Genomic DNA, 22,948 nt, shown 5'->3' with positions numbered 1-22,948 from the left:
CGGGTGGGTCGTCATGCGACACCTCCGACCAGGACAGCGGCGAGGCCGATGAGCAGGACGCCGGCCAGCACCGCCACCGCCGCCCGGGGCAGGGCCGCCCGGTGCAGCGCGGCCAGTCCGCCGCCGAGGCCGGTGGCGGCACGCCCGCTCCCCTCGACCGCCCCGTCCACCACCCGTTCGTCTCCGGTGCGCGCGAGCCGGGCCAGGCCGACGACCGGGCGTACCACCAGGGTGTGCTGGGCGTCGTCGAGCCGGAACGCGGCGGCGAACACCGGCCGCAGCGGGCCGAGCGCGGACGCCGGGTCGGCGGTGGGGTCGCGCCGCCACCGCCACCCGGCGAGCCCCGCCCCGGCCAGCAGCAACGCCAGCGGCAGCAGCAGTTCGGGGCCGAGGTGGACCAGGTCCCCGTCAGCGCCGAGCCGGTCGGTCAGGGCGGGGGTGAAGCCGGCCAGGCCGAGCAGGGCGGCCGGCACGGCGAGCAGCAGGATCGGCCACCGCATCGCCGCCGGCGGGTCGTGCGGGTGGGCCAGCGGTGCCCGGCTGGCGCCGAGGAACGTGCGCAGCAGCAGCCGGGTGGCGTACCAGGCGGTGACCGCGACGCCGACCAGGCCGGCGAGCCAGACCAGCCAGCCGACCCAGGTCGGGGCCGGGCCGCCGCCGTGCCGGGCGGCGTCCTCGGCGGCGGCGAGCACGCCCTCCTTGCTGAAGAAGCCGGAGAGCGGCGGCACCCCGGCCAGCGCGGCGAGCCCGACCAGGGTGCACCAGAAGGTGACCGGCATCTGCCGGCGCAGTCCACCCATGCCGGACATCAGCGTGGTGCCGACCGCGTGGATCACCGCACCGGCGGCGAGGAAGAGCAGCGCCTTGAACGCGGCGTGGGTGAGCAGGTGGAACAGGGCCGCCGAGGAGGAGCCGACGGCCAGCGCGCCGGTCATGTAGCCGATCTGGGAGACCGTGGACCAGGCGAGCACCCGTTTCAGGTCGTCCTGGGCGGTGGCGGCGAACGCGCCGAGCAGCAGGGTGACCGCGCCCATGACGCCGAGCACCGCCAGCGCGACAGGGGCCGCCTCGAACAGCGGGTACAGGCGGGTGACCGCGTACACGCCGGCGGCGACCATGGTCGCGGCGTGGATCAGCGCGGAGATCGGGGTGGGACCGGCCATCGCGTCCGGCAGCCAGGTGTGCAGCGGGAACTGGGCGCTCTTGCCGGCCACCCCGGCGAGCAGCAGCAGGCAGGCGGCGGTGAGCGTGCCGGTGGCGTGGTCGTGGGCGAGCACGTCGGCGATCCGGAAGCTGCCGGCGCTCACCCCGAGCAGTGCGATGCCGAGAAGGAAGCCCACGTCACCGACCCGGGTGACCAGGAACGCCTTCATCGCGGCGGCCGGGGCCTGCGGCAGCCGCCGGTCGTGGGCGATGAGCAGGTAGGAGCAGACGCCCATCACCTCCCAGCCGACCAGCAGCGGGATCAGGTCACCGGAGACCACCACCAGCAGCATGGCGCCGGTGAAGAGGCTGATCTGCGCCGCGTAGGGCGGGTAGCGGTGGTCGACCTCGACGTCGTCGTCCGGGCCGCGCCGCAGGTAGGCCACCGAGTAGACCTGGACGGCGAGCGCGACCGCGGCCACCGCGACCGCGACCAGTGCCGCCGCGCCGTCCAGCCGGACGCCGAGGGTCACCCGCAGGTCGCCCAGCTCGATCCAGGTCCGGGTGTGCTCGGTCGGGCCGTCGAGGGTGACCAGCAGGGCCACCGCGAGCAGCAGCGCCCCCGCCGCCCCGGCCACCCCGAGGCCGATCGCCACCCGCCGGGCCCGCTCCCCGCCGCCGGCCCGGCCACGCGGGGAGGGCGCCAGCAGCAGCCCGGTCAACCCGGCCACCAGCGGTACGGCCGGCAGCAGCGCGCCGAGGGTCTGGACACGGTTCACCGGGCGGCCTCCTCGGGGCGCTCGGCCGACTCGGGACGGGCGTGCTCGGGGCGCCCGGCCGGCTCGGGACGCTCGGTGAGCGGGACCTCGTCCACCGCGACGGTGGCCCGCAGCCGGTAGAGCTGGAGCACGATGGCCAGCCCCACACCGATCTCGGCGGCGGCGAGGACGATCACGAACAGCGCGAAGACCTGCCCGCCGTGCGGCAGGGCGGCCCGGACGGTGGTGTCGGCGGTGACCAGGATCAGGTTGACCGCGTTCAGCATCAGTTCGACGGCCATCAGCACCAGCACGGCGTTGCGCCGGCGCAGCACGCCGTAGACGCCGAGCCCGAAGAGCAGGGCGGCGGTGACGTACGGGATGACCGGCCTCATCGGACGTCCCCGGCCGCCGAACCGTCGGTCCCGGGTCGTTCCCGCGTCACGTCGTCGGCCTCCGGTCGTTCCCGCGTCACGTCGTCGGTGCGCCGGTCGGCGGTCGCGTCGTCGTCCGGCCGGGCGACGGGCGAGCCGATGTCGGGGCGGGAGATGACGACCGCCCCGACCAGGGCGGCGAGCAGCAGCACCGAGAGCAGCTCGAACGGGAGGACCCAACTGCCGAAGATCTCCGCGCCGAGGCGTTCGGCGGTGCCCGCCTCGGGCAGCTCCACCGTCGTCCACCGGTACGCGTCGATCAGCAGCGCGCTCAGCCCCAGACCGGTGCCGCCGCCGACCAGGGCGGCCGGCCAACCGGGCCGGTCCAGGTCGTCGGAGGCCCCGATCGGGGCACGGGTGAGCATCACCGCGAAGAGCAGCAGCACCACCACCGCGCCGACGTAGATCAGCACCTGCACCCAGGCGACCAGTTCGGCGGTGAGCACGAGGTACATCCCGGCCAGCGCGCCGAGGCAGACCACCAGGTGGAGACCGGCCCGGACCAGGTGGCGCGTGGTCACCACCAGGGCGCCGGCACCGACCGCCACCGCGCCGAGCGCGAGCAGCAGCACGTCCACACCGGTCACTGTCGGGTCCCCTCCGTGCCGCCGTCGGGGCGGGCCCGGGTCGGTCCGGCGGCGGGGGCGGGCCCGGCGGCGGCCTTGCGCGCGGCGGTGGTCTCCTCCTTGGAGGGTTCCCCGTTCGGGTCGTGCGCGGGCGGCGGCGGGACGGTCGCCATCCACTGCCCCAGGTGGTCCTTGTCGTGCAGGAGGTCCCGGATGTCGTATTCGGCGTACTCGAACTCGGGCGACCAGTAGAGCGCGTCGAACGGGCAGACCTCGACGCAGATGCCGCAGTACATGCAGAGCGAGAAGTCGATGTCGAACCGGTCGAGCACGTTGCGCTGGCGGGGGCGGGCCGCGCCGGGCACGGCCACCTCCTCCTTGTGCGAGTCGATGTAGATGCACCAGTCCGGGCACTCCCGGGCGCAGAGCATGCAGACCGTGCAGTTCTCGGCCAGCAGGGCGATCACCCCACGGGAGCGGGGCGGCAGTTCGGGGGCCACGTCCGGGTACTGCTGGGTGGTCGAGCGGCGGGTCATCGTCTTCAGCGTGACCGCCAGTCCCTTCGCCAGTCCGCTTCCGGGCACACCGCTGTCACTCATGTCGCCATCCTGCCCTGTGTCCCCGGCGTGCGCGACCACCACCCGGCAGTTGCCGGCGGTACCGTGACCGGTGGGGAGAACGACGCACCGGTAGGCACCGCGAAAGGACAGCCCGATGACCGCCGCGCTGCAGAACGACGATCCGCCCGAGGGCGGGTGGACGACCGACGATCTGGACGCGCAACCCGACGACGGGCGTCGCCGTGAACTGCTCGATGGAGTGTTGCTCGTGTCCCCCTCCCCCACCCGGCTCCACCAGACCATCGCCGGCCGCCTGATGGTCGCGCTGGAAGAGGAGTGTCCCGACGAGTACGACGTGACCCAGGCGGTCGAGGTGCGGCTCAACCGCACCCGGTCGTTCATCCCGGACGTGCTGGTCACCACCGCCGAGGCCGCCGCCGGCAACCCCGCCCACTACGCGCCGCACCAGGTGATGCTGGCGGTGGAGATCGTCTCGCCGAGCACCCGCTCGATCGACCGGGTGCTGAAGCCGGCGCTCTACGCCCAGGCGGGCATCCCGTACTACTGGCGGGTCGAGGTGGAGGACGAGGCAATCGTGGTCTACACGTCCCGGATCGACCCGGTGGACGAGGTCTACACCGAGACCGGGCGGTGGACGAAGGTCGTCGACACCGGGGAGCCGTTCCCGGTGAACCTGCCGATCGCCCGGATCACGCCCCGGGGCCGGTGACCGGCGGCAACACCTCCACACCGAGTTGCAGCAGGAGCTGGAACAGCTCGTTGACGCTCCACACGTCCACGATCCGGCCGTGCGGGTCGAACCGCAGGAAGCTCGCCCCGGAGTAGCTGACCACCTGTCCGGTCGGCGGCACCGGCCCGAACTGCCCGGTCTGGGTGCCGGCGGCCCGCCACCGTACCGCGACCCGGTCGCCACCGGCCGCCACGTCCACGATCTTGTAGCGGAGGTCGGGGAAGGCCGCCCGGCGGTCCCGGTGCCAGGCCAGCGTCGCCGCCGGGCCGGTCCCGCCCAGCCCCGGGCACTCCGGCGCGATGAGGTCATACGCCGTCTCCTCCCGGCCGCCGTTCCAGACGTCGGTGACGAGGCGACGGGCCAGGGCCTCCAGGTCGGTCACCCGGCGAGCCTAGCCGTGGACGGTCGGCGGCCCGGCCGACGGACGCCCGACGGCGACGGCCGGCGGACGGCCCACCGCGACGGCCGGCGGCGCGTGAGTCGGCGGGCGTGAGTCGGCGGGCCCGCCGTCGGCGGATCGGACATGATGGGGACGGCAGACGATCTGGCGCACCGCGAGGGGGCGACGTGAGCGACACCGGCAGCGGCTCGACGACGAGCGACGACGAGGTCCTGCAGCGGAACGGGGGCAAGTACGTCGAGCCGGGAGGCGAGTTCACCCGCGACCAGCGCTACATCGCCACCCGGATCACCGCCGACGGGCGGGACGGCTATCCGGTGGAGCCCGGCCGGTACCGGCTGGCGGTGAGCCGGGCCTGCCCGTGGGCGAACCGGCTGATCATCGTCCGGCGGCTGCTCGGCCTGGAGGAGCCCATCTCGATGGCGGTGGCCGGCCCCACGCACGACAAGCGGAGCTGGACCTTCGACCTGGACCCGGACGGCCGGGACCCGGTGCTCGGCGTCGAACGGCTGGCCGAGTCCTACTTCAAGCGCTTCCCCGGCTACGACCGGGGCATCACCGTGCCGGCGATCGTGGACGAGCCGACCGGGCAGGTGGTCACCAACGACTACGCGCAGATGAGCCTGGACCTGTCGACGGAGTGGACCGCGCACCACCGGCCGGGTGCCCCGGACCTCTACCCGGACCGGTTGCGCGCCGAGATCGACGAGGTCAACGCGCTGGTGTTCAAGGACGTCAACAACGGCGTCTACCGGTGCGGCTTCGCCGGCAGCCAGGAGGCGTACGAGCGGGCGTACCGCCGGCTCTTCGAGCGGCTGGACTGGTTGAGCGACCGGCTGGCCGGCCAGCGCTACCTCGTCGGGGACACCATCACCGAGGCCGACGTGCGGCTGTTCACCACGCTGGTCCGTTTCGACCCGGTCTACCACGGCCACTTCAAGTGCAACCGGCAGAAGCTCACCGAGATGCCGGTGCTGTGGGCGTACGCGCGGGACCTGTTCCAGACTCCCGGCTTCGGCGACACGATCGACTTCGACCACATCAAGCGGCACTACTACGAGGTGCACCGGGACATCAACCCGACCGGGGTCGTGCCGCTCGGGCCGGACCTGGCGAACTGGCTGACCCCGCACGGCCGGGAGGAACTGGGCGGCCGTCCGTTCGGTGACGGCACCCCACCCCCGCCGCCCCCGGCGGCCGAGCGGGTCGACCCCGCGCACACCCCGCTGGGCTGACATCGGCCCTGGATGCCCTCCCGTCCCGCCTGGCCGTCCGGGTGGGGCGGGCGGTTCCACAGGCACCCGGAACACCGCAAAGACATCGACATTCCTCACGCCTTAACATAACGTTCAATCGAACCTGATCGAATTGTTGGCGATTCGGCCGGCTCGCGTCGGCCGACGTCCGACCACAGTGTCCACTGTGGACGACGATTCCTGAGGAGGATCGAACCTTGCGGAAGCCAGGTGGCAGAACGGTACGCCGGGGCGTACTGGCCGGCATGGTCGTCGTTGCGCTCGTGGCCGCCGTCACCGCTCCGGCGGCGGCAGCCCCGCGTGCGGCGACGCCGGAGCGGCCCGTGCCCGCCCCGTTGCGGGCGGGCGGGCCGGAGGCCGCGCCGGACCGGTACATCGTGGTGCTCTCCGATGCGCCGGCCGGCACCGACCGGGCCGCGCGGACCGCGCAGGCGCGCGTCGCCTCCGTCGCGGAGCGGGCCGGCGGCACCGTGCTGACCCGCTACACGCAGGTCCTCGACGGGTACGCGGCCCACCTGCCCCCGGCCGCCCTCGCCGCGGTGCGCAACGACCCCGCCGTGGCGTACGTCGAGCGGGACACCCGCATCCGGGGCGGCCTGACCAGTGACGTGTCGACGCAGGCCACCCAGCCGAACCCGCCGTCGTGGGGGCTGGACCGCATCGACCAGCACTACCTGCCGCTGAACAACAGCTTCGGGTACACCTCGACCGGCTCCGGCGTCACGGTCTACGTGGTCGACTCCGGTATCCGGGCCACCCACGTCGACTTCGGCACCCGGGCCAGCGGGGTCTACGACGCGGTCGGCGACGGCAACGGCACCAACGACTGCCACGGTCACGGTACGCACGTGGCCGGCACCGTGGGCGGCGCGACGTACGGCGTCGCCAAGTCCGTCACGATCAAGGCGGTACGGGTCCTCCAGTGCGACAACACCGGCTGGACGTCGGACCTGATCGAGGGCATCGACTGGATCGCCGCCAACCACGACCCGGTCTCGGTGGCGAACTTCAGTCTCCAGGGCTACGGCACCACCCCGAACACCGCCGTGGAGAACCTGATCGACGAGGGAGTGCACACGGTCTTCATCGCCAACAACTTCAACACCGACGCCTGCACGAACGGCCCGCGCTCGGCCCGGGGGGTCACCGTCGCCGCGACCGACTCCACCGACACCCGGGCCTCGTTCTCCAGCTACGGCACGTGCGTCGACATCTTCGCCCCCGGCGTGAGCATCACGTCGGCCGGCATCGCCTCGAACACCGCGGTCGCCTCCGGCTGGTCCGGCACCTCGATGGCGGCGCCGCACGTCAGCGGGTGGCTGGCCCGGTACCGGCAGCTCAACCCCACGGCCACGATCGCGACGGCCAAGAGCGCGTTGATCGCGGCCGCCACCACGGGCGTCGTGATCAACCCGGGCACCGGGTCACCGAACCGCCTGCTCTACGCCGCCCCGTGACCGCGCCGGCCGCCCGGGCGTGACCTCGCCCGGCCGCCGGCGGGAAAGTGCCCCGTCTCCAACCCGGGAGGCGGGGCATCCTTCTGCCGGCCGAGCGTCAGCGGGCGACCCGACTCACGTCGCCACGCGGACGGCGGCGGTCAGGACGAGCTGGCCGAGCGCGACCGGCACCAGGACCAGCCAGCACAGGCGCTGGAGCTGGTCCTCCCGGAGCCGGGGGTACGACACCCGCAGCCAGATAATCACGAACGAGACGGCGAAGACCTTCAGCAACGTCCAGAGCCAACCGAGGTACTCGTCGCCGAAGGGGCCCTGCCAGCCCCCGAGAAAGAGCACGGTGGTCAGCGCGGCGATCACCACGATGCCGACGTACTCGGCGAGGAGGAAGAAGGCGAACCGCAGGCCGGTGTACTCGGTCATGTAGCCGAAGACCAGCTCGGAGTCGGCGATCGGCATGTCGAACGGGGGTCGCCGGATCTCGGCGAGCCCGGCGACGAAGAACACCACCATCGCGGGGGCCTGCCAGAGCAGCCACCACGGCTGCCACGCCTCGACGATGCCGGACAGGCTGAGCGTGCCGGCCGCCATCGCCACCGACGCGGCGGCCAGCACCAGGGGCAGCTCGTAGCCGAGCAGCTGGGCGGCACCGCGCAGGCCGCCGAGAAGGCTGTACTTGTTGGCCGACGCCCAGGCCGACATGAGCACCGCCACCACGCCGACCCCGACCACGGCCAGGACGAAGAAGAGGCCGATGTCCAGCGGCTGCCCGACCAGGTCGCCGGGGCCGAGCGGGATCACCAGCAGGGCGAGAAGGTACGGCACCAGCGCCACCGCCGGGGCCAGCCGGAACACCGGGCGGTCCGCCGCACGCGGGGTGACGTCCTCCTTCTGCACGAACTTGATGCCGTCGGCGACGAGTTGCGCCCAGCCGTGGAAGCCACCGGCGTACATCGGGCCGAGCCGGCCCTGCATGTGGGCCATCACCTTGTGCTCGGCCTGCCCCACGACGAGCGGCAGGACCAGGAAGGCAGCGAGCACCCCGACCACCCGCAGGGTCAGCTCCAGCCAGAGCGGCATCAGAGCGTACCCCCGTCGTCACCGGGCGCGGGCCGCGGCGGGCGGTCGCCGGCGGCAGGCCGCTGGGGTGGGCCGTCAGGGGAAGGCCGCTGGGGTGGGTCGCCGGCGGCAGGCCGCTGCGGCCGGTCGCCTCGGGGCGGGCGGTCGCCCGGGGGTCGGCGGGCCGGGCGGGCGGGCGTGCCGCCGCGCGGCCCCTCCCCGACGCCGCCGGCACCGGCCGGGGTCGGCGTGGAACCCCACTCCCCCGGCGCGGGGACGCCCGGCGGGCGGACGGCCCGGCGGCCACCGCCGGCCTCCGACTCGCCCGGTTCCTTCGCCCCCGGCCACGGTTTCGCCACCCGGGAGGCGAGCACGAACTCCTTGCGCAGCGGATGCCCCTCGAACTGCGGCGGCAACAGCAGCGGGCGGAGTCCCTCGTGCCCGGCGAACGCGATGCCGAACATCTCGTGTGTCTCGCGCTCGTGCCAGGCCGCGCCGGGGTAGACGTCCACCACCGACGCCACCTCGGCGGCCTGCCGGGGCACCCGGGTGCGCAGCAGGACCCCGTGCCGGTGTGTGGTCGACCAGAGGTGGGTCACCACGTCGAAGCCCGCGTCCAGCTCGTCGACGGCGGAGAGCCAGTCGAAGAAGTCGCAGGCCAGCTCGGCGTCGTCCCGCGCCGCGCGCAGCGCATCCCGCCAGCGCGCCGGCGGCACGTCGACGGTCGCGCGAGCGTACGCCTGGCCGCCGGAGATGCCCGCGACCGCCGCCTCGTCCGCGACCAGCTCGACCAGCCGCCGCCCGACTCCCTCCGCCTCCATGCCCCGATCCTATGGCCCACCCGGTCCCCGCACCCGCCCCCATCGGTTGATCATGGAGTTGGTGGCGTGCCGCGCCGCCATCTTCATGATCAACTGCGGTAACGCGATGTGTGCGGAGGTGGGAACGGGGAGGATCGGGTGGTGCGGGCGATAACGGTGGCACCCGGGGTGGCGGACTCCCTGCGACTCGACGACGCCTGGCCGGAACCGCACCCCGAGGAGGGGGCGATCCTGGTCGAGGCGCTCGCCGTGGGCATCTGCGGCACCGACCACGAAATCGTCGCCGGGGAGTACGGCGAGGTGCCCCCGGGGGCCGACCGCCTGGTGATCGGGCACGAGTCGCTGGGCCGGGTGCTGGAGGACCCGACCGGCACCCTGCACCCCGGCGACCTCGTCGCCGGGATCGTCCGCCACCCCGACCCGGTGCCCTGCGCCAACTGCGCGGTCGACGAGTGGGACATGTGCCGCAACGGCCGTTACACCGAACACGGCATCAAGGCGCTGCCCGGCTTCGCCCGGGACCGCTGGCGCCTCTCCCCGAAGTTCGCCATCGGCCTGCATCCCGACCTGGCTGACGTCGGGGTGCTCCTCGAACCGGCCAGCGTGGTGGCCAAGGCGTGGGACCACATCGACCGGATCAGCCAGCGGGCCGAGTGGCAGCCGCAGAACGTCCTGGTCGCCGGGGCCGGCCCGATCGGTCTGCTCGCCGCGCTGCTGGCCAGCCAGCGCGGGCTGACCGTGCACGTGCTGGACCGCGCCCCGACCGGACCGAAACCGGCGCTGGTACGGGCGCTCGGCGCGACGTACCACACGAGCACGGTCGACGAGCTGGACTTCGAACCCGACATCACGGTGGAGTGCACCGGCGCTCCGACCGTGGTGCTGGACGTGATGTGCAAGGCCGCCCCGGTCGGCATCGTCTGCCTCACCGGTGTCTCCAGCGGCGGGCGGATCATCGACTTCGACGCGGGCGCGCTGAACCGGGCGATGGTGTTGGAGAACACCGTCGTCTTCGGCTCGGTGAACGCCAACCGCCGGCACTGGGAGCTGGCCGCCGAGGCCCTCGGCCGGGCCGACCCGTCCTGGCTCGGCAGCCTGGTCACCCGCCGGCTCCCGGTCGAGGCGTACGCCGAGGCGTACCACCCCGGGATGGACGACATCAAGGTGGTGCTGGACTTCGCCCGCTGACCCGACCGGGCCGACCGGGTCGGGTCGGCGGAGCAGGCCGGGTCAGCGGAGCGGGCTCAGCGGCCGGGCACCTCAGAGGCCGGGCAGCTGGCCGTTGCGGAACAGGTCGACGAAGAGCTGGTGGTCCCGGCGGGCCTGGAGCCCGTACGTGTGGGCGAACTCCGTCAGGTACGTCACGAAGCCCTGCTCGTCGGCGTCGACGGCGGCGACGATCGCCTCCTCCGTGGAGTAGTCGACCAGGTCGTGGCTGGACTCGTCGTCGGCGACCGAGTGCATCCGGGCGACCGCCCGGCCCAGGTCGGCGATCACCCCGGCCAGTTCCTCCGGCTCGTTGACGTCGGCCCAGTCCAGGTCGGCGGCGTACGGGGACACCTCGGCGACCAGCTGGCCCACCCCGTTCAGCTCGGTGAAACCCAGCCACGGGTCGGCGTGCGCCTGGAGTGCCCGCTGCGACTCGGCCGTCCGGTGCCCCTGGTGCCGGAAGTAGCCACGGACGCCCTCGTCGTCGATGTGCCGGGCCACGGCGGGCACCTGGGCCTGCTTCATGTAGATGACGACGTCGTTCTCCAACGCCTGGGTGTGCCCCTCCAGCAGGAGGTTGTACGACGGCAGCCCGGCCGAGCCGATGCCCACGCCCTTGCGCAGCACCACGTCCTTGACGTGCGCGGCGACCGGACGCAGCCGGGCGCTGGAGGCGGGCAGCGTGTCCAGGTAACTGTGGAACGACTGGCAGACCGCCTCCCGGGTCGCCTCGTCGACCTCGTAGACCCCGTCGCCGAGGGAGAAGCGGCGCTCGTAGTTGTCGACGGTGGTCTGCGCGGCGAGCAGGTCGACCCGGGTGTTCAGCCGGGCCTGCTGGAGCACACGGCGCAGCACGCCGTCCGCGTTGTCCAGGGTGATCGAGCCGATCGCGTCGTCCCCGCCGTGCGCGATGGCCCGCAGCTCGGTCAGGTACGACCGGGCGAACGCCCGCACCAGGTCGCTGATCACCTGGTCGGAGAGGGCCTTGGCGTACCCGATCAGCGCCACGCTCGCCACGAACCGTTTCAGGTCCCAGGAGAAGGGGCCGACGTACGCCTCGTCGAAGTCGTTGACGTTGAACACCAGCTGCCCGGAGGCGTTCATGTAGGTGCCGAAGTTCTCCGCGTGCAGGTCACCGTGGATCCACACCCGGCTGGTCCGCTCGTCGAGGAACCGGTCGTCGGCGTACTCGCCGACCTGGTCGGCGTAGAAGAGCGAGGCGCTGCCCCGGTAGAAGGCGAACGGCGAGGCGGCCATCTTGCGGAACTTGCGCCGGAAGGCGGCCGGGTCGAGGGCCATCGACGGCCCGAACTCCTCGATCAGGACGTCGACGATGTGGGCGGACCGGCGGTCCAGGGTCTGGCTCATGGACGCTCACGCTAGTCCCCGGTCACCACTGCTTGATCTTCGCCCGCCGACCGGAACGGCGGCCCTGGTCACCCGGTCGCAGGGCGGCGGATCAGTGCTCCGAAGGCGGGCGGACCACCGGCGCGGTGAGCGACTCGACCGGGCGGGGCGGCGACGCGGAGTCCGGCGACGGGGCGTCCGCCGGGGAGGCCAGCGGGTCCGGGCGTGGCACCCCGCCGATGCCGGACTGCTCGGCGGCGATCTTCTCCTGGAGGCGCAGGATGCCGTGCAGCAGCGCCTCCGGCCGGGGCGGGCAGCCGGGCACGTAGACGTCGACCGGGATGAGCTGGTCGACCCCCTTCGTCACCGAGTACGAGTCCCAGTACGGCCCACCGCAGTTCGAGCAGGCGCCGAAGGAGATGACGTACTTCGGCTCGGGCATCTGGTCGTAGAGACGCTTGATCGCCGGGGCCATCTTGTCGGTGACCGTGCCGGAGACCACCATCAGGTCGGCCTGACGGGGGCCGTGCGCGAAGGGGATCACGCCGAGCCGCATGAAGTCGTGCCGTCCCATGCTGGTGGCGATGAACTCGATCGCACAGCAGGCCAGCCCGAAGTTGAAGACCCAGAGCGAGTAGCGGCGGCCCCAGTTGAGCACGAACCGGATCGGCTCACCGAGCACTCCCGGCAACTGCACCTCGGTCTCCTCCCGTCGCCCCGACCAACAGTCAACCACAGCGTGCCGGGAGCACCCGGGATCAGTAGGTGGGGCGTTGGAGCAGGCCGACGAACTCGACCAGCAACCGTTCACGCAGGGCGGGCGGGGCAGCGTCGAGCAGCGTGTTCACCGTGGCCGTCCGGTCCGGCAGGCCCCCGGCCCCACCCAGGCCGAGCCCTTCGGCGAGACCCGCCACCAGCTCGGGCGTGAGCGCGTCCGGGCTGAGCCCGGCTGCCAGGCTGAGCAGTTCCGCCGGCAGCCGGACCGGGCCGGCCGCCCGGGCCGCCGCCACCGCGTCGGCCAGGTCCGGGCCGAACTCGGCGACCTTCGGGGCCACCGAGGCGGTGACGGTCAGGTGGACGCTCGCCGGCAGTTCGCCGTACGTCATCTGGGGTTGGGTGTGCCAGCCCCGCGCGGTCAGCTCGTCGACCAGGACGAAAAGGTCGAGTCCGGGGTCGGTGCTGGTGAAGCAGACGACGGTGGACTCCGGTTCGGCCATCAGCCGCAGTCCCTCGGTGCCCCGCACCGAGGCCGCCAGGTGGCGGACCGCCTCGACGGTACGGCCGGCCAGCTCGACGTAGCCGGCGTCGCCGATGTGCCGCAGGGTGGCGTACGCGGCGGCGATCGGCCCACCGGAACGGGTGGAGGCGATCACCGGGTTGATCATCGTGTAGCCGGGCCAGTCGGCGAAGGCGAAATACTGCGGGGCGCGCAGCGCCGGGTCCCGGTGCAGCAGCACCGACACGCCCTTCGGGGCGTACGCGTACTTGTGCAGGTCCACCGAGATCGAGGTGACCCCGGGCACGGAGAGGTCGAACGGGGGCACCGGCAGACCGAGCCGACGCAGGTACGGCAGGGTCCAACCGCCGAAGCAGGCGTCCACGTGGCAGCGCACCCCGGACCGGGCGGCCACCGCCGCGATCTGCTCCACCGGATCGACCACCCCGTGCGCGTACGAGGGCGCGGAGCAGGCCACCAGCACCGTCTCCGGACGGATCGCGGCGGCCACGTCGGCCACCTCCGGCCGCAGCGTCCGGGGCGACACGGGCACCGGGTCGAGCGCCACCCGCAGGTAGTGCGCCGCCTTGGCGAACGCCGCGTGCGCGCTGACCGGCACCACGATCCGGGGCTCGGCGACGTCGGGGCGGGCGTCCCGGGCGGCCTTCACCGCCAGGATCAGCGACTCGGTGCCCCCGCTGGTGACACTGCCCACCGCGTCCGGGGCGGCCGTGCCCGGCCCACCGCCGAGCAGCTTCACCGCCGCCCCGACCAGCGCGTTCTCCATCGCCAACAGGGACGGGAAGGCGGTCGGGTCGAGCCCGTTGACGTGCGCGCTGCCCGCGTGGGCGGCGCTGGTCAGGTCGTCCAGGCCGGGCACCGCCGGGTCGTAGACGTAGGCGAAGAGGCGTCCGCCGTGGGTGGGCCGGTCGGCGGCACGCAGCGCCCGGATCTCGGCGAGCACCTGCTCCGCCGGTACGCCCCGCGCCGGCAACGCCGACGGCACCGCGTCCGCCGGGTCACCCGGAGCCGTCCTCAGGTCGTCGGTCATCGGCTGGCGCTCCCCTTCTGTACGCGGTCGGCGGTCCGCTCGGTGGCGGCCCGGCCCGTGGCCTCCTCGGCGATGGCCTGCTCGGCGTTCTGCTCGGCGGCGGCGAGCCGCTCGGCGGTCAGGTCGTAGCGGCGCAGCAGCAGCACGGCCGGGCCGACCAGCAGCGCGGGCAGCACGGTGAAGCCGAGCAGCACGCCGAGGCGGGCGGTGTCGGACTGGGCCGCCGCCGAGCCGGTCGCCGAGGAGACGTACCCGGAGAGCTGGAGCACCAGCCCGAAGATGCCGGGGCCGAGAGCCAGACCGAAGGTCTCCCCCGCCGTCCAGAGCCCGGTGAACACGCCCGCCTGGCGGCGGCCGGTGCGTGCGGTGTCGTACGCGATGCAGTCGGGGAGCATGGCCAGCGCGAAGACCTGCTGCCCGGCGTAGCCGCACCCGATCGCCGCGACCAGCGGGTAGACCACGGCCGGGGGAAGCACCGGCGCGGCGGCGAGCGCCAGCGCGCCGGCCGCGAAGAGCACCGACGCGGCGACCAGCGCCGCACGTTTGCCCACCCGCGCGCCGACCCGGGTCCAGATCGGCATGACCAGCAGGGCGGGGCCGACGAAGCACGCGAACAGCAGGGTCGGTCCGGTCTCCGGGTCGACCAGGATCTGGTCGGCGAAGTAGTTGACCCCGGCGAGGATGGTCGCCACCCCGGCCGACTGCACCACGAAGCAGATCAGCAGCAACCGGAACGGGCGGTTGCGGCCGGCGACGGCGAGCTGCGCGCGCAGGGTCGGCTCGCTCTCCCCGACCTCGCCGGCCGGGGCGCCACGGGTGCCGAGGAACGCGCCGAGCGCACCCGTCACGATCAGGGCCGCCACGAACACCCCCATCCAGCGGTGCCCGGGAACGCCGTCCCCGCCGGCGGTGACCACCAGCGGCGCGACCGCGCCGGAGACCAGGATGGCCACCGCCAGGACGGCGATCCGCCAGCTCATCAGCCGGGTCCGCTCGGCGTAGTCGCCGGTCAGCTCGGCCGGCATCGCCACGTACGGCACCTGGAAGAAGGCGAACGCGGTCGCGGTGGCCAGGAAGGCGACCGCGACGTACACCGCGGCGGCCGGGCCGGTGCCGAGCGGCGCGGCGAAGATCGCGGCGAACAGCACCGCGAGGGCGATCCCGGCGAGGAGGAGGTACGGCCGGCGCGCGCCCCAGCGGGACCGGGTCCGGTCGGAGATGCGTCCGGCGACCGGGTTCACCAGCACGTCCCACGCCTTGGGCAGGAGCACCAGCAGGGCGGCCACGCCGGCCGCGACGCCCAGGGTGTCGGTGAGGTACGGCAGCAGCAGCAACCCCGGCACCGTGCCGAAGGCCCCGGTCGCCAGGGAGCCGAGGGCATAGCCGAGGTGCACCCGACGGGGCAGCTCAGCCGACGGCGCGTCCATGGAGCCGAATGGTACTCACATTGTGTCTATCGTCACGTCCTCGGGTGCGGGCGGCGCTCATTCCTCCGGCTGCCAGGCGGCGGTGGTGATGTCCACCCGGTCGCCGCGCAGCGGGGTGCCCTCGGCGCGCAGCCGGGCCCGCGCCTCCCGCTCGTGACCGGGCGGGAGGCGGCCCGCCGCGTTGACGACCCGGTGCCAGGGCACCCCTCCGCCGTGGCGGGCCATGATCGATCCGACCAGTCGGGCCGAGGCGCGTCCGCTGCGTTCCGCCAACGCGTCGGCGACCCCGCCGTACGACATCACCCGCCCCGGCGGGATCCGCTCTACCAGATCCAGCACCGCCTCGACGTACTCCTCGGGTGTCATGGGCAGCCACGATATGGGAACGGCGGCGGGCTGAGCAGGACCGACCACGCAGAATGGGCGGGTGCGCGAAGCAGTCACCTCAGCCCGACGCGTCGTCGTCAAGATCGGCTCCTCCTCCCTGACCACCGCCGACGGGGGGCTGGACGAGGCACGCGTGACGGCCCTGGTGGACGCCCTCGCCGGGTGGGCCGGGCACGGACGGGAGGTGGTCCTGGTCTCCTCCGGCGCGATCGCCGCCGGGCTCGCCCCACTCGGCCTGCCCCGCCGCCCCCGCGACCTGGCCACCCAGCAGGCCGCCGCGAGCGTCGGGCAGGGCCTGCTGATCGGCCGGTACGCGACCAGCTTCGCCCGGCACGGGCTGACCGTCGGGCAGGTGCTGCTCACCGTCGACGACGTCACCCGGCGGGCGCACTACCGCAACGCGTACCGGACCCTGCGCAAGCTGCTCGACCTGCGGGCGGTGCCGATCGTCAACGAGAACGACACGGTGGCCACCGAGGAGATCAGGTTCGGCGACAACGACCGGCTCGCCGCGCTGGTGGCCGCGCTGGTCCACGCCGACCTGCTGGTGCTCCTCTCCGACGTCGACGCGCTCTGGACCGGCGACCCGCGCCGACCCGACTCCACCCGGATCACCGAGGTCCACGGCGAGGGGGACCTCGCCGGGGTGGAGATCGGCGGGGCGGGCCGGGCCGGGGTGGGCACCGGCGGCATGGTGACCAAGGTCGAGGCGGCCCGGATCGCCACCGGTTTCGGCATCCCGGTGGTGCTCACCGCCGCGCCGCTGGCCGCCGCCGCGCTGGCCGGCGAGCCGGTGGGCACCTTCTTCCACCCGGTACGCCAACGGCCCACCGCCCGGCTCTTCTGGCTCGCCCACGCCACCTCCCCGCGGGGCCGCCTGCATCTCGACCCGGGTGCGGTCCAGGCCGTGGTGGGCCGGCGCAAGTCCCTCCTCCCGGCCGGGATCACCGCCGTCGACGGCGCGTTCACCGCCGGAGATCCGGTGGACCTGGTCGACTCCGGGGGCGCGCCGGTCGCCCGGGGGCTGGTCAACTACGACGCGGTGGAGCTGCCCGGCCTGCTCGGACGCTCCACCTCCGAACTCGCCGCGGCGCTCGGTCCGGCGTACGAACGTGAAGTGGTCCACCGCGACGACCTGGTGCTGCTGTGACGGCGGGTGCGCCGGGTTCAGGTGGTTGCAGGGGTCCCCTGCTACGCAAAAGGCGGTAACAGGGGGCCCTTCCTAACAGGGAAGGTGAGAGATGAGCGTTACCGAGCAGGCCCGTCGGGCGCGGGAGGCGGCGGGGGCGTTGGCCGTGGCGACGCGGACCGCGAAGGACGCCGCCCTGCACGCGATGGCCGACGCGCTGGTGGCGCGTACGCCGGAGATCCTGACCGCGAACGCGGCGGACCTGGCGTCCGGGCGCGAGGCCGGGTTGAGCGCGGCCGTGCTGGACCGGCTGGCGCTGGACGCGGGACGGGTGGCCGGGATCGCCGACGCGCTGCGGCAGATGGCGGCGCTGCCCGACCCGGTCGGTGAGGTGGTGCGCGGCTCGACGCTGCCGAACGGGTTGGAGCTGCGGCAGATCCGGGTGCCGTTCGGGGTGGTCGGGATCATCTACGAGGCCCGCCCGAACGTAACGGTCGACGCCGCCGGGATCTGCCTGAAGTCCGGCAACGCGGCGCTGCTGCGCGGGTCGTCCTCGGCGGCCCACTCGAACGCGGCGCTGGTGGCGGTGCTGCGCGACGCGGTCGCCTCGGCCGGGCTGCCGGCGGACGCGGTGCAGTTGCTCGACGCCACCTCACGCGACTCGGTCAAGGAGCTGATGCGGGCCCGGGGCCTGGTGGACGTGCTGATTCCGCGCGGCGGGGCGTCGCTGATCCGGACGGTGGTCGAGGAGTCGACCGTGCCGGTGATCGAGACCGGGGTGGGCAACTGCCACGTCTACGTGGACGCCGCCGCCGACCTGGCGAAGGCGGTGGCGATCACCCTGAACGCCAAGACGCAGCGCCTCTCCACCTGCAACACCGCCGAGTCGCTGTTGGTGCATGCCGACGTCGCGGACGCGTTCCTGCCGCCGATGCTGGCCGCCTTCGCCGAGGCCGGGGTGACCGTGCACGGTGACGCGCGGGTGGCCGCGTACTCGGCCTCGGTGGTGCCCGCCACCGACGAGGATTTCGCCACCGAGTACCTGTCGGCGGACATCTCGGCCGCCGTCGTCGACTCGCTGGACGCGGCGGTCTCGCACATCCGGCGGTACGGCAGCGGCCACACCGAGGCGATCGTCACCGACTCGCAGAGCGCGGCCCGGGAGTTCGTGGCCCGGGTGGACTCGGCGGCGGTGATGGTGAACGCCTCGACCCGGTTCACCGACGGCGGCGAGTTCGGCTTCGGCGCGGAGATCGGCATCTCGACCCAGAAGCTGCACGCCCGGGGGCCGATGGGCCTGCCCGAGCTGACCAGCACGAAGTACGTGGTCACCGGCGACGGCCACCTGCGCGGCTGACCGCGTTCCCGGTCGGGTTCGGCGGGTGCGCCGGCCCGACCGGGACCAGCCGACACCCGGTCCCGACCGACGAGGCCGAGACGGACCGACGCGGCCGGGAGCGGACCAACGCGGCCGAGGCGGACCGGCGAGCGGAGCGGCGGCGGGCCGAGACGCAGGGAGCAGGGCCTCAGGGGCGACACCGACCTCACCGAGCGTGTCCGGCCAGTTGACACGCCGAGACGGACTATCGGATTGCCGACACCCAACCACGGGGAAAAATGATCACATGTCTTCATGATCACCCCCACTCCCCTCATGCAACTCGTGTCCGGTTACTGGGCCTTCAAGACCCTCGCCGCCGCCGTCGAACTCGACCTGTTCGGGCGGCTCGCCGGAGGGCGGGTGGTCACCCGGCAGGACGCCGAGAAGGAGTTCGAGCTTCCCGAACGGCCGGCGGACCTGCTGCTCTCCGCGTGCGCCTCCCTCGGTCTGCTGGAACGGGCCGGCGACGGCTACCGCAACACCGCGCTGGCCGAGGAGTTCCTCGTCCCGGGTCGGCCGCACTACTTCGGCGGCCAGGTGCGCTACTGCGACGAGCGCACCTACCTGCCCTACCACCGGCTCGGCGAGGCGCTGCGCACCGACCGGCCGCTGACCTGGGACCCGGAGACGCAGGAGTCGCTGTTCACCACCGCCGACCCGGAGATGCTGGCGCTGTTCTGGGAGGCGATGTACTCCACCTCGGCCTTCACCGCACGGGCGCTCGGTGAGACGTACGACTTCGGCGCGCACCGGCGGCTGCTCGACGTCGGCGGCGGGGCCGGGGCCTTCCCGATCGAGCTGTGCCGGCAGTACCCGGAACTGCGGGCCACCGTCTTCGACCTGCCGCACGTCACGGCCAAGGCGGAGGCGAAGGTCGACGCCGTCGGACTCGCCGACCGGATCGGCACGGCCAGCGGCAACTTCCTCACCGACCGGGCGCTGCCGACCGGCCACGACGTGATCCTGCTGAGCATGATCCTGCACGACTGGGACGAGGCGCAGAACCGGTCGATCCTGGCCAAGTGCCACGACGCGCTCCCCTCCGGCGGCGCGATCGTGATCTGCGAGCTGCTGCTCAACGACGAACGCACCGGTCCGCCGGCAGCGGCCCTGATGGGCATGACCATGCTGGTCGAGACCGAGGGCGGCCGGAACTACTCCGGCGCCGAGTACACCGCCTGGCTGACCGACGCCGGCTTCACCGACGTACGGACGATCACGTTCGACGCGCCGGGGGCCAACGGGGCGGTGGTGGCCCGCCGCCCCTGAGCCGGTCGCGTCCGGGGTGTGAGCAGGGGTCCCCTGTTACCGCCTGGTGCGTAACAGGGAGCCCCTGCTCATCGGCAAACCGGGTTCAGCGGAAGGCGCGGATCACCGCGAGGGTGGTGTGCACGTCGAACTGGTGGCCGTCGTCGCTGCTCCAGCCGCCGTCGGTGCGTTGTGTGCTGGCGAGCCGGTGGCGGGCGGCCACCAGCGTCCACTCCGCCGCCGGCACGTCCACCCGGCGCAGGGTCGCCGCCAGCCAGGCCGCGTCGGCCGAGGACATGTCACGCATCCGCTCGTCGAGCACCGCCCGGATCCGCGCCGCCTCGTCGTACATCTGCTGGAGGTGCAGCACGGCGGCGCTCAGCCAGCCCACCGGCAGGTACGACGGCCAGGTGCCGTCGGGGCGGAGGGCGTCGGCCAGGGCGCGGGCGGCGGCGTGCACGACACCGGCGTACGCCCCGCCCACCCGGTCGTCGAGCGGGCCGGCGGACCGGGCGTCGCGGCCGGCGACGCTGAGCCGGAAGGCGGCGTTCGCGGTGAGGAAGAGCCGCGCCTCCGGGTCCCCGGGAAGCGCCCAGGCCGGGGCGCTGTCGGCCAGCGCTACGTCCTCCTCCCAGCAGCCGTCGGGCTGCTGGCGGGAGGCGAGCCAGTCCAGCGCCGTCCGGGCGGCCGGACGGTCGAGCGCGCCGAGGTCGTCCAGCTCGCCGAGGCGGAAGCAGGTCGCGTCCACCGAGGTGACCTCACCCGCCCACATCGCCGGCCAGCCGCCGTCGCGCGTCCGCCCCACCTCGGCCAGGTCGAGGATCTCCGGCGGAGGCGGCGTGCCGGCGCGGAGCCAGCTGAGTCGCGCACGCTCCACCGCGTCACCGTGCGCCACGACGAAGCCGATAGCACCGTCCAGATCGACCACGACGACGACGCTACCGACGCCGGCCGGTTCCGCGCCTCGGTAGCTCGGCCGACGAAACCCCAGCTGGCGGGGGTACGCGAACCGGGGGCGGACGTGTTAGGGGCCCCGCCGGTCGGCGGGGCCCCTAAGTGGACGAATCAGTACGCGGGCAGCGAGGGATCGATCTGCTTGATCCAGCTGAGCACGCCACCCTGGACGTGCACCGCGTCGGAGAATCCGGCCGCCTTGAGCGCGGCGAGCGCCTCGGCGGAGCGGACGCCGGACTTGCAGTGCAGCACGATCTGCCGGTCCTGCGGGAACTTCGCCAGCGCCTCGCCGGAGAGGATCTCGCCCTTGGGGATCAGGGTGGCCCCGGGGATGCGGACGATCTCGTACTCGGCCGGCTCCCGGACGTCGACCAGGAAGACGTCCTTGCCGGCGTCCTGCCACTCCTTCAGCTCGGTGGCGGTGATGGTCGCGTCGACCACCGCCTCCTGGGCCTCGACCGAGACCGCGCCGCAGAAGTCCTCGTAGTCCTCCAGCAGGTCGGTGACGGTCGGGTTCTCGCCGCAGAGGACGCAGTCCGGGTCCTTCCGAACCTTGATCTTGCGGTAGCTCATCTCCAGGGCGTCGTAGACCATCAGCCGGCCGACCAGCGGCTCGCCGATGCCGGCGAGCAGCTTGATCGCCTCGTTGACCTGGATCGAGCCGATCGACGCGCAGAGCACGCCGAGCACGCCACCCTCGGCGCAGGAGGGGACCATGCCGGGCGGCGGGGGCTCCGGGTAGAGGCAGCGGTAGCAGGGGCCGTGCTCGGCCCAGAACACCGACGCCTGGCCGTCGAAGCGGTAGATCGACCCCCAGACGTACGGCTTGCCGAGCAGCACCGCCGCGTCGTTGACCATGTACCGGGTGGCGAAGTTGTCGGTGCCGTCGACGATCAGGTCGTACCGGGAGAAGATGTCCCGGACGTTGTCCCGGTCCAGCGCGGTGTTGTGGATCTCGACGGTGACCAGCGGGTTGATCTCGCGGACCGTGGCGGCGGCGGACTCGGCCTTTGACCGGCCGACGTCGGACTGGCCGTGGATGACCTGGCGCTGGAGGTTGGACTCGTCGACCGTGTCGAAGTCGATGATGCCGAGCGTCCCCACGCCGGCCGCCGCGAGGTACATCAGGGCGGGCGAGCCGAGGCCGCCCGCGCCCACACAGAGCACCCGGGCGTTCTTCAGCCGCTTCTGCCCCTCCACCCCGACGTCCGGGATGATCAGGTGGCGCGAGTAGCGGCGGATCTCGTCAACGGTCAGCTCGGCGGCAGGTTCGACGAGCGGGGGCAACGACACGGTGGACTCCCCGGGATCGGCGTTGGTTGCCGCGCCATTGTTGCTCGCCGGGCCGCTGGTCGGCCATGAGGAGGGACACCCGCCCGACATGCGGGAGCGGGAATAACCGGCGGTCCCGCCCGACCGGCCGGGACGACCGCCGCCCGTAGAGCTCGCGCCGGGCGGCGGCGCGGTGCCGACGCGGGTCAGGGGACGAGGTCACCGGCGTACCGGCGGCCGTCGACGTACGGCCAGGCGTTGGCGACGCAGCCGGCCAGGCCGTACGTCTGCTGCTGCATGACCGGGGCGGGACGGCCGGGGCCGGGGCAGGCCTCGTGCAGCTCGCCGAACTCGTGCCCGACCTCGTGGTTGATCACGTACGCCCGGTAGACGCCCAGCGGCGCGGCGTAGTCCGGCACCGCGGTGAGCCACCGGTCCAGGTTGATGATCACCTTTCCCGGCAGCCGGCAGGAGGTGTAGCCGGCGGTGTGCAGGCCGCCCTCGGCGCACATCCGCTCCGAGGTGGCGGCGGTGGCGAGGTAGACGGTGAAGTCCGCCGGCTCCGACCCGGCGACCCGCTGCACCCGCAGTTCGCCCGAGGCGATCCAGCTGCGGGGATCGGCCAGCGTCGCGTCGACCGCGTCGGCGAAGTCGGCCGGGTCCTGTCCGGTGCCGGCCTCCACGTCGACCCGGTACCGGTGGACCGGACCGTCGGTGCCGGCCACCGGCGACCCGCCTGCCGCCGTCAGGAAACGACCGCCCTCGTCGGCGGCTCGACGCTGCTCGCCGTGGTCACTCCGGGCGGTCGTGGGCCGGTCGTCCGGCTCGGTCGACGGGCCCGAACCGGGGGCCGGGACGCCGCCGCCCTCGGTCCGCCCCCACGGCCCGGGGCCGGTCGAGGTGGTGGCGGACCAGAGCAGGGCCAGCGCCGCCGCCCCGGCCACCAGCACGGCCAGCAGTGCGCGGAGGCGGGACCGACGGCGGCCGGCATCCGTCACCGCTCCGGCCACCCCGGCGGGAGGGCCACCGGCCGGGTCGGCGGGAACAACGGGCCCGCCGGAAGGGGTAAACGGTCGCATACCAGCAGGATGCCCGGTAAATCAGAATTAATCTCCTGATTCGCCT

21 protein-coding genes and 1 pseudogene are annotated in these 22,948 nt (G+C 73.4%); 7 read left to right on the top strand and 15 right to left on the bottom strand.

Going from position 1 to position 22,948, the window contains the following annotated elements:
• Nucleotides 1-11: 11 nt before the first annotated feature.
• Genes GA0070618_RS13915 through GA0070618_RS13900 form a run of 4 tightly spaced genes read right to left on the bottom strand, consistent with a single transcriptional unit; the run spans nt 12 to nt 3,500 of the window.
• Nucleotides 12-1,922: an NADH-quinone oxidoreductase subunit 5 family protein gene (locus GA0070618_RS13915; RefSeq protein ID WP_088982021.1), complete on the bottom strand. Its 1,911-nt coding sequence runs from the start codon at nt 1,920-1,922 to the stop codon at nt 12-14.
• Nucleotides 1,919-2,296, bottom strand: a complete 378-nt coding sequence (gene nuoK, locus GA0070618_RS13910) for an NADH-quinone oxidoreductase subunit NuoK (protein ID WP_088982020.1) — start codon at nt 2,294-2,296, stop codon at nt 1,919-1,921. Before nuoK ends, GA0070618_RS13915 begins: the two co-directional genes overlap by 4 nt.
• The gene (locus GA0070618_RS13905; RefSeq protein WP_088982019.1) at nt 2,293-2,922 is read right to left on the bottom strand and encodes an NADH-quinone oxidoreductase subunit J family protein; all 630 of its coding nucleotides are present in this window, start codon (nt 2,920-2,922) and stop codon (nt 2,293-2,295) included. Before GA0070618_RS13905 ends, nuoK begins: the two co-directional genes overlap by 4 nt.
• Nucleotides 2,919-3,500 (bottom strand): NuoI/complex I 23 kDa subunit family protein, encoded by a 582-nt coding sequence (locus GA0070618_RS13900; RefSeq protein ID WP_088982018.1) that lies wholly within the window; start codon nt 3,498-3,500, stop codon nt 2,919-2,921. Before GA0070618_RS13900 ends, GA0070618_RS13905 begins: the two co-directional genes overlap by 4 nt.
• Before the next feature lie 115 nt (nt 3,501-3,615).
• Here GA0070618_RS13900 and GA0070618_RS13895 point away from each other — a divergent pair, with 115 nt between their 5' ends.
• The gene (locus tag GA0070618_RS13895; RefSeq protein ID WP_088982017.1) at nt 3,616-4,191 is read left to right on the top strand and encodes a Uma2 family endonuclease; all 576 of its coding nucleotides are present in this window, start codon (nt 3,616-3,618) and stop codon (nt 4,189-4,191) included.
• Here the strand turns inward: GA0070618_RS13895 and GA0070618_RS13890 are convergent.
• Entirely contained in the window at nt 4,172-4,594 is a 423-nt protein-coding gene (locus GA0070618_RS13890; protein WP_088982016.1) for an ester cyclase, read from the bottom strand. The two genes, GA0070618_RS13895 and GA0070618_RS13890, sit on opposite strands and share 20 nt — an antisense overlap.
• Nucleotides 4,595-4,779: 185 nt before the next feature.
• Between GA0070618_RS13890 and GA0070618_RS13885 the strand changes: the two genes are divergently transcribed.
• Both GA0070618_RS13885 and GA0070618_RS13880 read left to right on the top strand, forming a co-directional pair.
• Nucleotides 4,780-5,847 carry a glutathione S-transferase family protein gene (locus GA0070618_RS13885; RefSeq protein WP_088982015.1) on the top strand — a complete coding sequence of 356 codons (1,068 nt, stop codon included), beginning with the start codon at nt 4,780-4,782 and terminating at the stop codon, nt 5,845-5,847.
• A gap of 218 nt (nt 5,848-6,065) precedes the next feature.
• On the top strand, nt 6,066-7,325 hold the full coding sequence (locus GA0070618_RS13880; RefSeq protein WP_231931736.1) for a S8 family peptidase: 1,260 nt from the start codon (nt 6,066-6,068) through the stop codon (nt 7,323-7,325).
• Between the two features lie 114 nt (nt 7,326-7,439).
• On the opposite strand, the gene nuoH is transcribed toward GA0070618_RS13880, so the two are convergent.
• Entirely contained in the window at nt 7,440-8,402 is a 963-nt protein-coding gene (gene nuoH / locus GA0070618_RS13875) for an NADH-quinone oxidoreductase subunit NuoH (RefSeq protein ID WP_088982013.1), read from the bottom strand.
• On the bottom strand, nt 8,402-9,202 hold the full coding sequence (locus tag GA0070618_RS13870) for an NADH-quinone oxidoreductase subunit C (protein WP_088982012.1): 801 nt from the start codon (nt 9,200-9,202) through the stop codon (nt 8,402-8,404). The genes nuoH and GA0070618_RS13870 overlap by 1 nt, the downstream gene beginning before the upstream one ends.
• Before the next feature lie 141 nt (nt 9,203-9,343).
• Here GA0070618_RS13870 and GA0070618_RS13865 point away from each other — a divergent pair, with 141 nt between their 5' ends.
• Nucleotides 9,344-10,390: a glucose 1-dehydrogenase gene (locus tag GA0070618_RS13865; protein WP_088985510.1), complete on the top strand. Its 1,047-nt coding sequence runs from the start codon at nt 9,344-9,346 to the stop codon at nt 10,388-10,390.
• A gap of 72 nt (nt 10,391-10,462) precedes the next feature.
• Here the strand turns inward: GA0070618_RS13865 and GA0070618_RS13860 are convergent, their stop codons facing one another.
• From GA0070618_RS13860 to GA0070618_RS13840, 5 genes are all read right to left on the bottom strand, one after another.
• Nucleotides 10,463-11,779, bottom strand: a complete 1,317-nt coding sequence (locus GA0070618_RS13860; protein WP_088982011.1) for a DUF2252 domain-containing protein — start codon at nt 11,777-11,779, stop codon at nt 10,463-10,465.
• A 91-nt stretch (nt 11,780-11,870) separates the two neighbouring features.
• Entirely contained in the window at nt 11,871-12,455 is a 585-nt protein-coding gene (locus tag GA0070618_RS13855; protein ID WP_088982010.1) for an NADH-quinone oxidoreductase subunit B, read from the bottom strand.
• 61 nt (nt 12,456-12,516) lie between these two features.
• On the bottom strand, nt 12,517-14,025 hold the full coding sequence (locus GA0070618_RS13850; RefSeq protein ID WP_088982009.1) for a pyridoxal phosphate-dependent decarboxylase family protein: 1,509 nt from the start codon (nt 14,023-14,025) through the stop codon (nt 12,517-12,519).
• Nucleotides 14,022-15,452, bottom strand: coding sequence for an MFS transporter (locus GA0070618_RS13845; RefSeq protein WP_088982008.1), 1,431 nt, complete (start codon nt 15,450-15,452; stop codon nt 14,022-14,024). Before GA0070618_RS13845 ends, GA0070618_RS13850 begins: the two co-directional genes overlap by 4 nt.
• Before the next feature lie 57 nt (nt 15,453-15,509).
• Nucleotides 15,510-15,818, bottom strand: a complete 309-nt coding sequence (locus GA0070618_RS13840; protein ID WP_088982007.1) for an MGMT family protein — start codon at nt 15,816-15,818, stop codon at nt 15,510-15,512.
• Between the two features lie 61 nt (nt 15,819-15,879).
• Here GA0070618_RS13840 and proB point away from each other — a divergent pair, with 61 nt between their 5' ends.
• The 3 genes from proB to GA0070618_RS13825 all read left to right on the top strand — a co-directional run bounded on the left by proB (nt 15,880) and on the right by GA0070618_RS13825 (nt 19,618).
• Nucleotides 15,880-16,989: a glutamate 5-kinase gene (proB, locus tag GA0070618_RS13835; protein WP_088982006.1), complete on the top strand. Its 1,110-nt coding sequence runs from the start codon at nt 15,880-15,882 to the stop codon at nt 16,987-16,989.
• Between the two features lie 91 nt (nt 16,990-17,080).
• Nucleotides 17,081-18,325 carry a glutamate-5-semialdehyde dehydrogenase gene (locus GA0070618_RS13830; RefSeq protein ID WP_088982005.1) on the top strand — a complete coding sequence of 415 codons (1,245 nt, stop codon included), beginning with the start codon at nt 17,081-17,083 and terminating at the stop codon, nt 18,323-18,325.
• Nucleotides 18,326-18,601: 276 nt separating this feature from the next.
• Nucleotides 18,602-19,618 carry a methyltransferase gene (locus tag GA0070618_RS13825; RefSeq protein ID WP_088982004.1) on the top strand — a complete coding sequence of 339 codons (1,017 nt, stop codon included), beginning with the start codon at nt 18,602-18,604 and terminating at the stop codon, nt 19,616-19,618.
• A gap of 85 nt (nt 19,619-19,703) precedes the next feature.
• On the opposite strand, the gene GA0070618_RS13820 is transcribed toward GA0070618_RS13825, so the two are convergent.
• The 3 genes and pseudogenes from GA0070618_RS13820 to GA0070618_RS13810 form a co-directional block, all read right to left on the bottom strand.
• Nucleotides 19,704-20,588, bottom strand: a complete 885-nt coding sequence (locus GA0070618_RS13820; protein WP_331253157.1) for a prenyltransferase/squalene oxidase repeat-containing protein — start codon at nt 20,586-20,588, stop codon at nt 19,704-19,706.
• Nucleotides 20,589-20,662: 74 nt separating this feature from the next.
• Nucleotides 20,663-21,911, bottom strand: a pseudogene (moeZ, locus tag GA0070618_RS13815) (adenylyltransferase/sulfurtransferase MoeZ).
• A gap of 118 nt (nt 21,912-22,029) precedes the next feature.
• Nucleotides 22,030-22,902: a DUF3152 domain-containing protein gene (locus GA0070618_RS13810; protein WP_088982001.1), complete on the bottom strand. Its 873-nt coding sequence runs from the start codon at nt 22,900-22,902 to the stop codon at nt 22,030-22,032.
• Between the last annotated feature and the right edge of the window lie 46 nt (nt 22,903-22,948).

Source organism: Micromonospora echinospora, assembly GCF_900091495.1.
Lineage (GTDB): Bacteria > Actinomycetota > Actinomycetes > Mycobacteriales > Micromonosporaceae > Micromonospora > Micromonospora echinospora.
The sequence above is the reverse complement of the archived record's forward strand: the minus strand, read 5'-3'. Positions and strand labels throughout refer to the sequence as shown.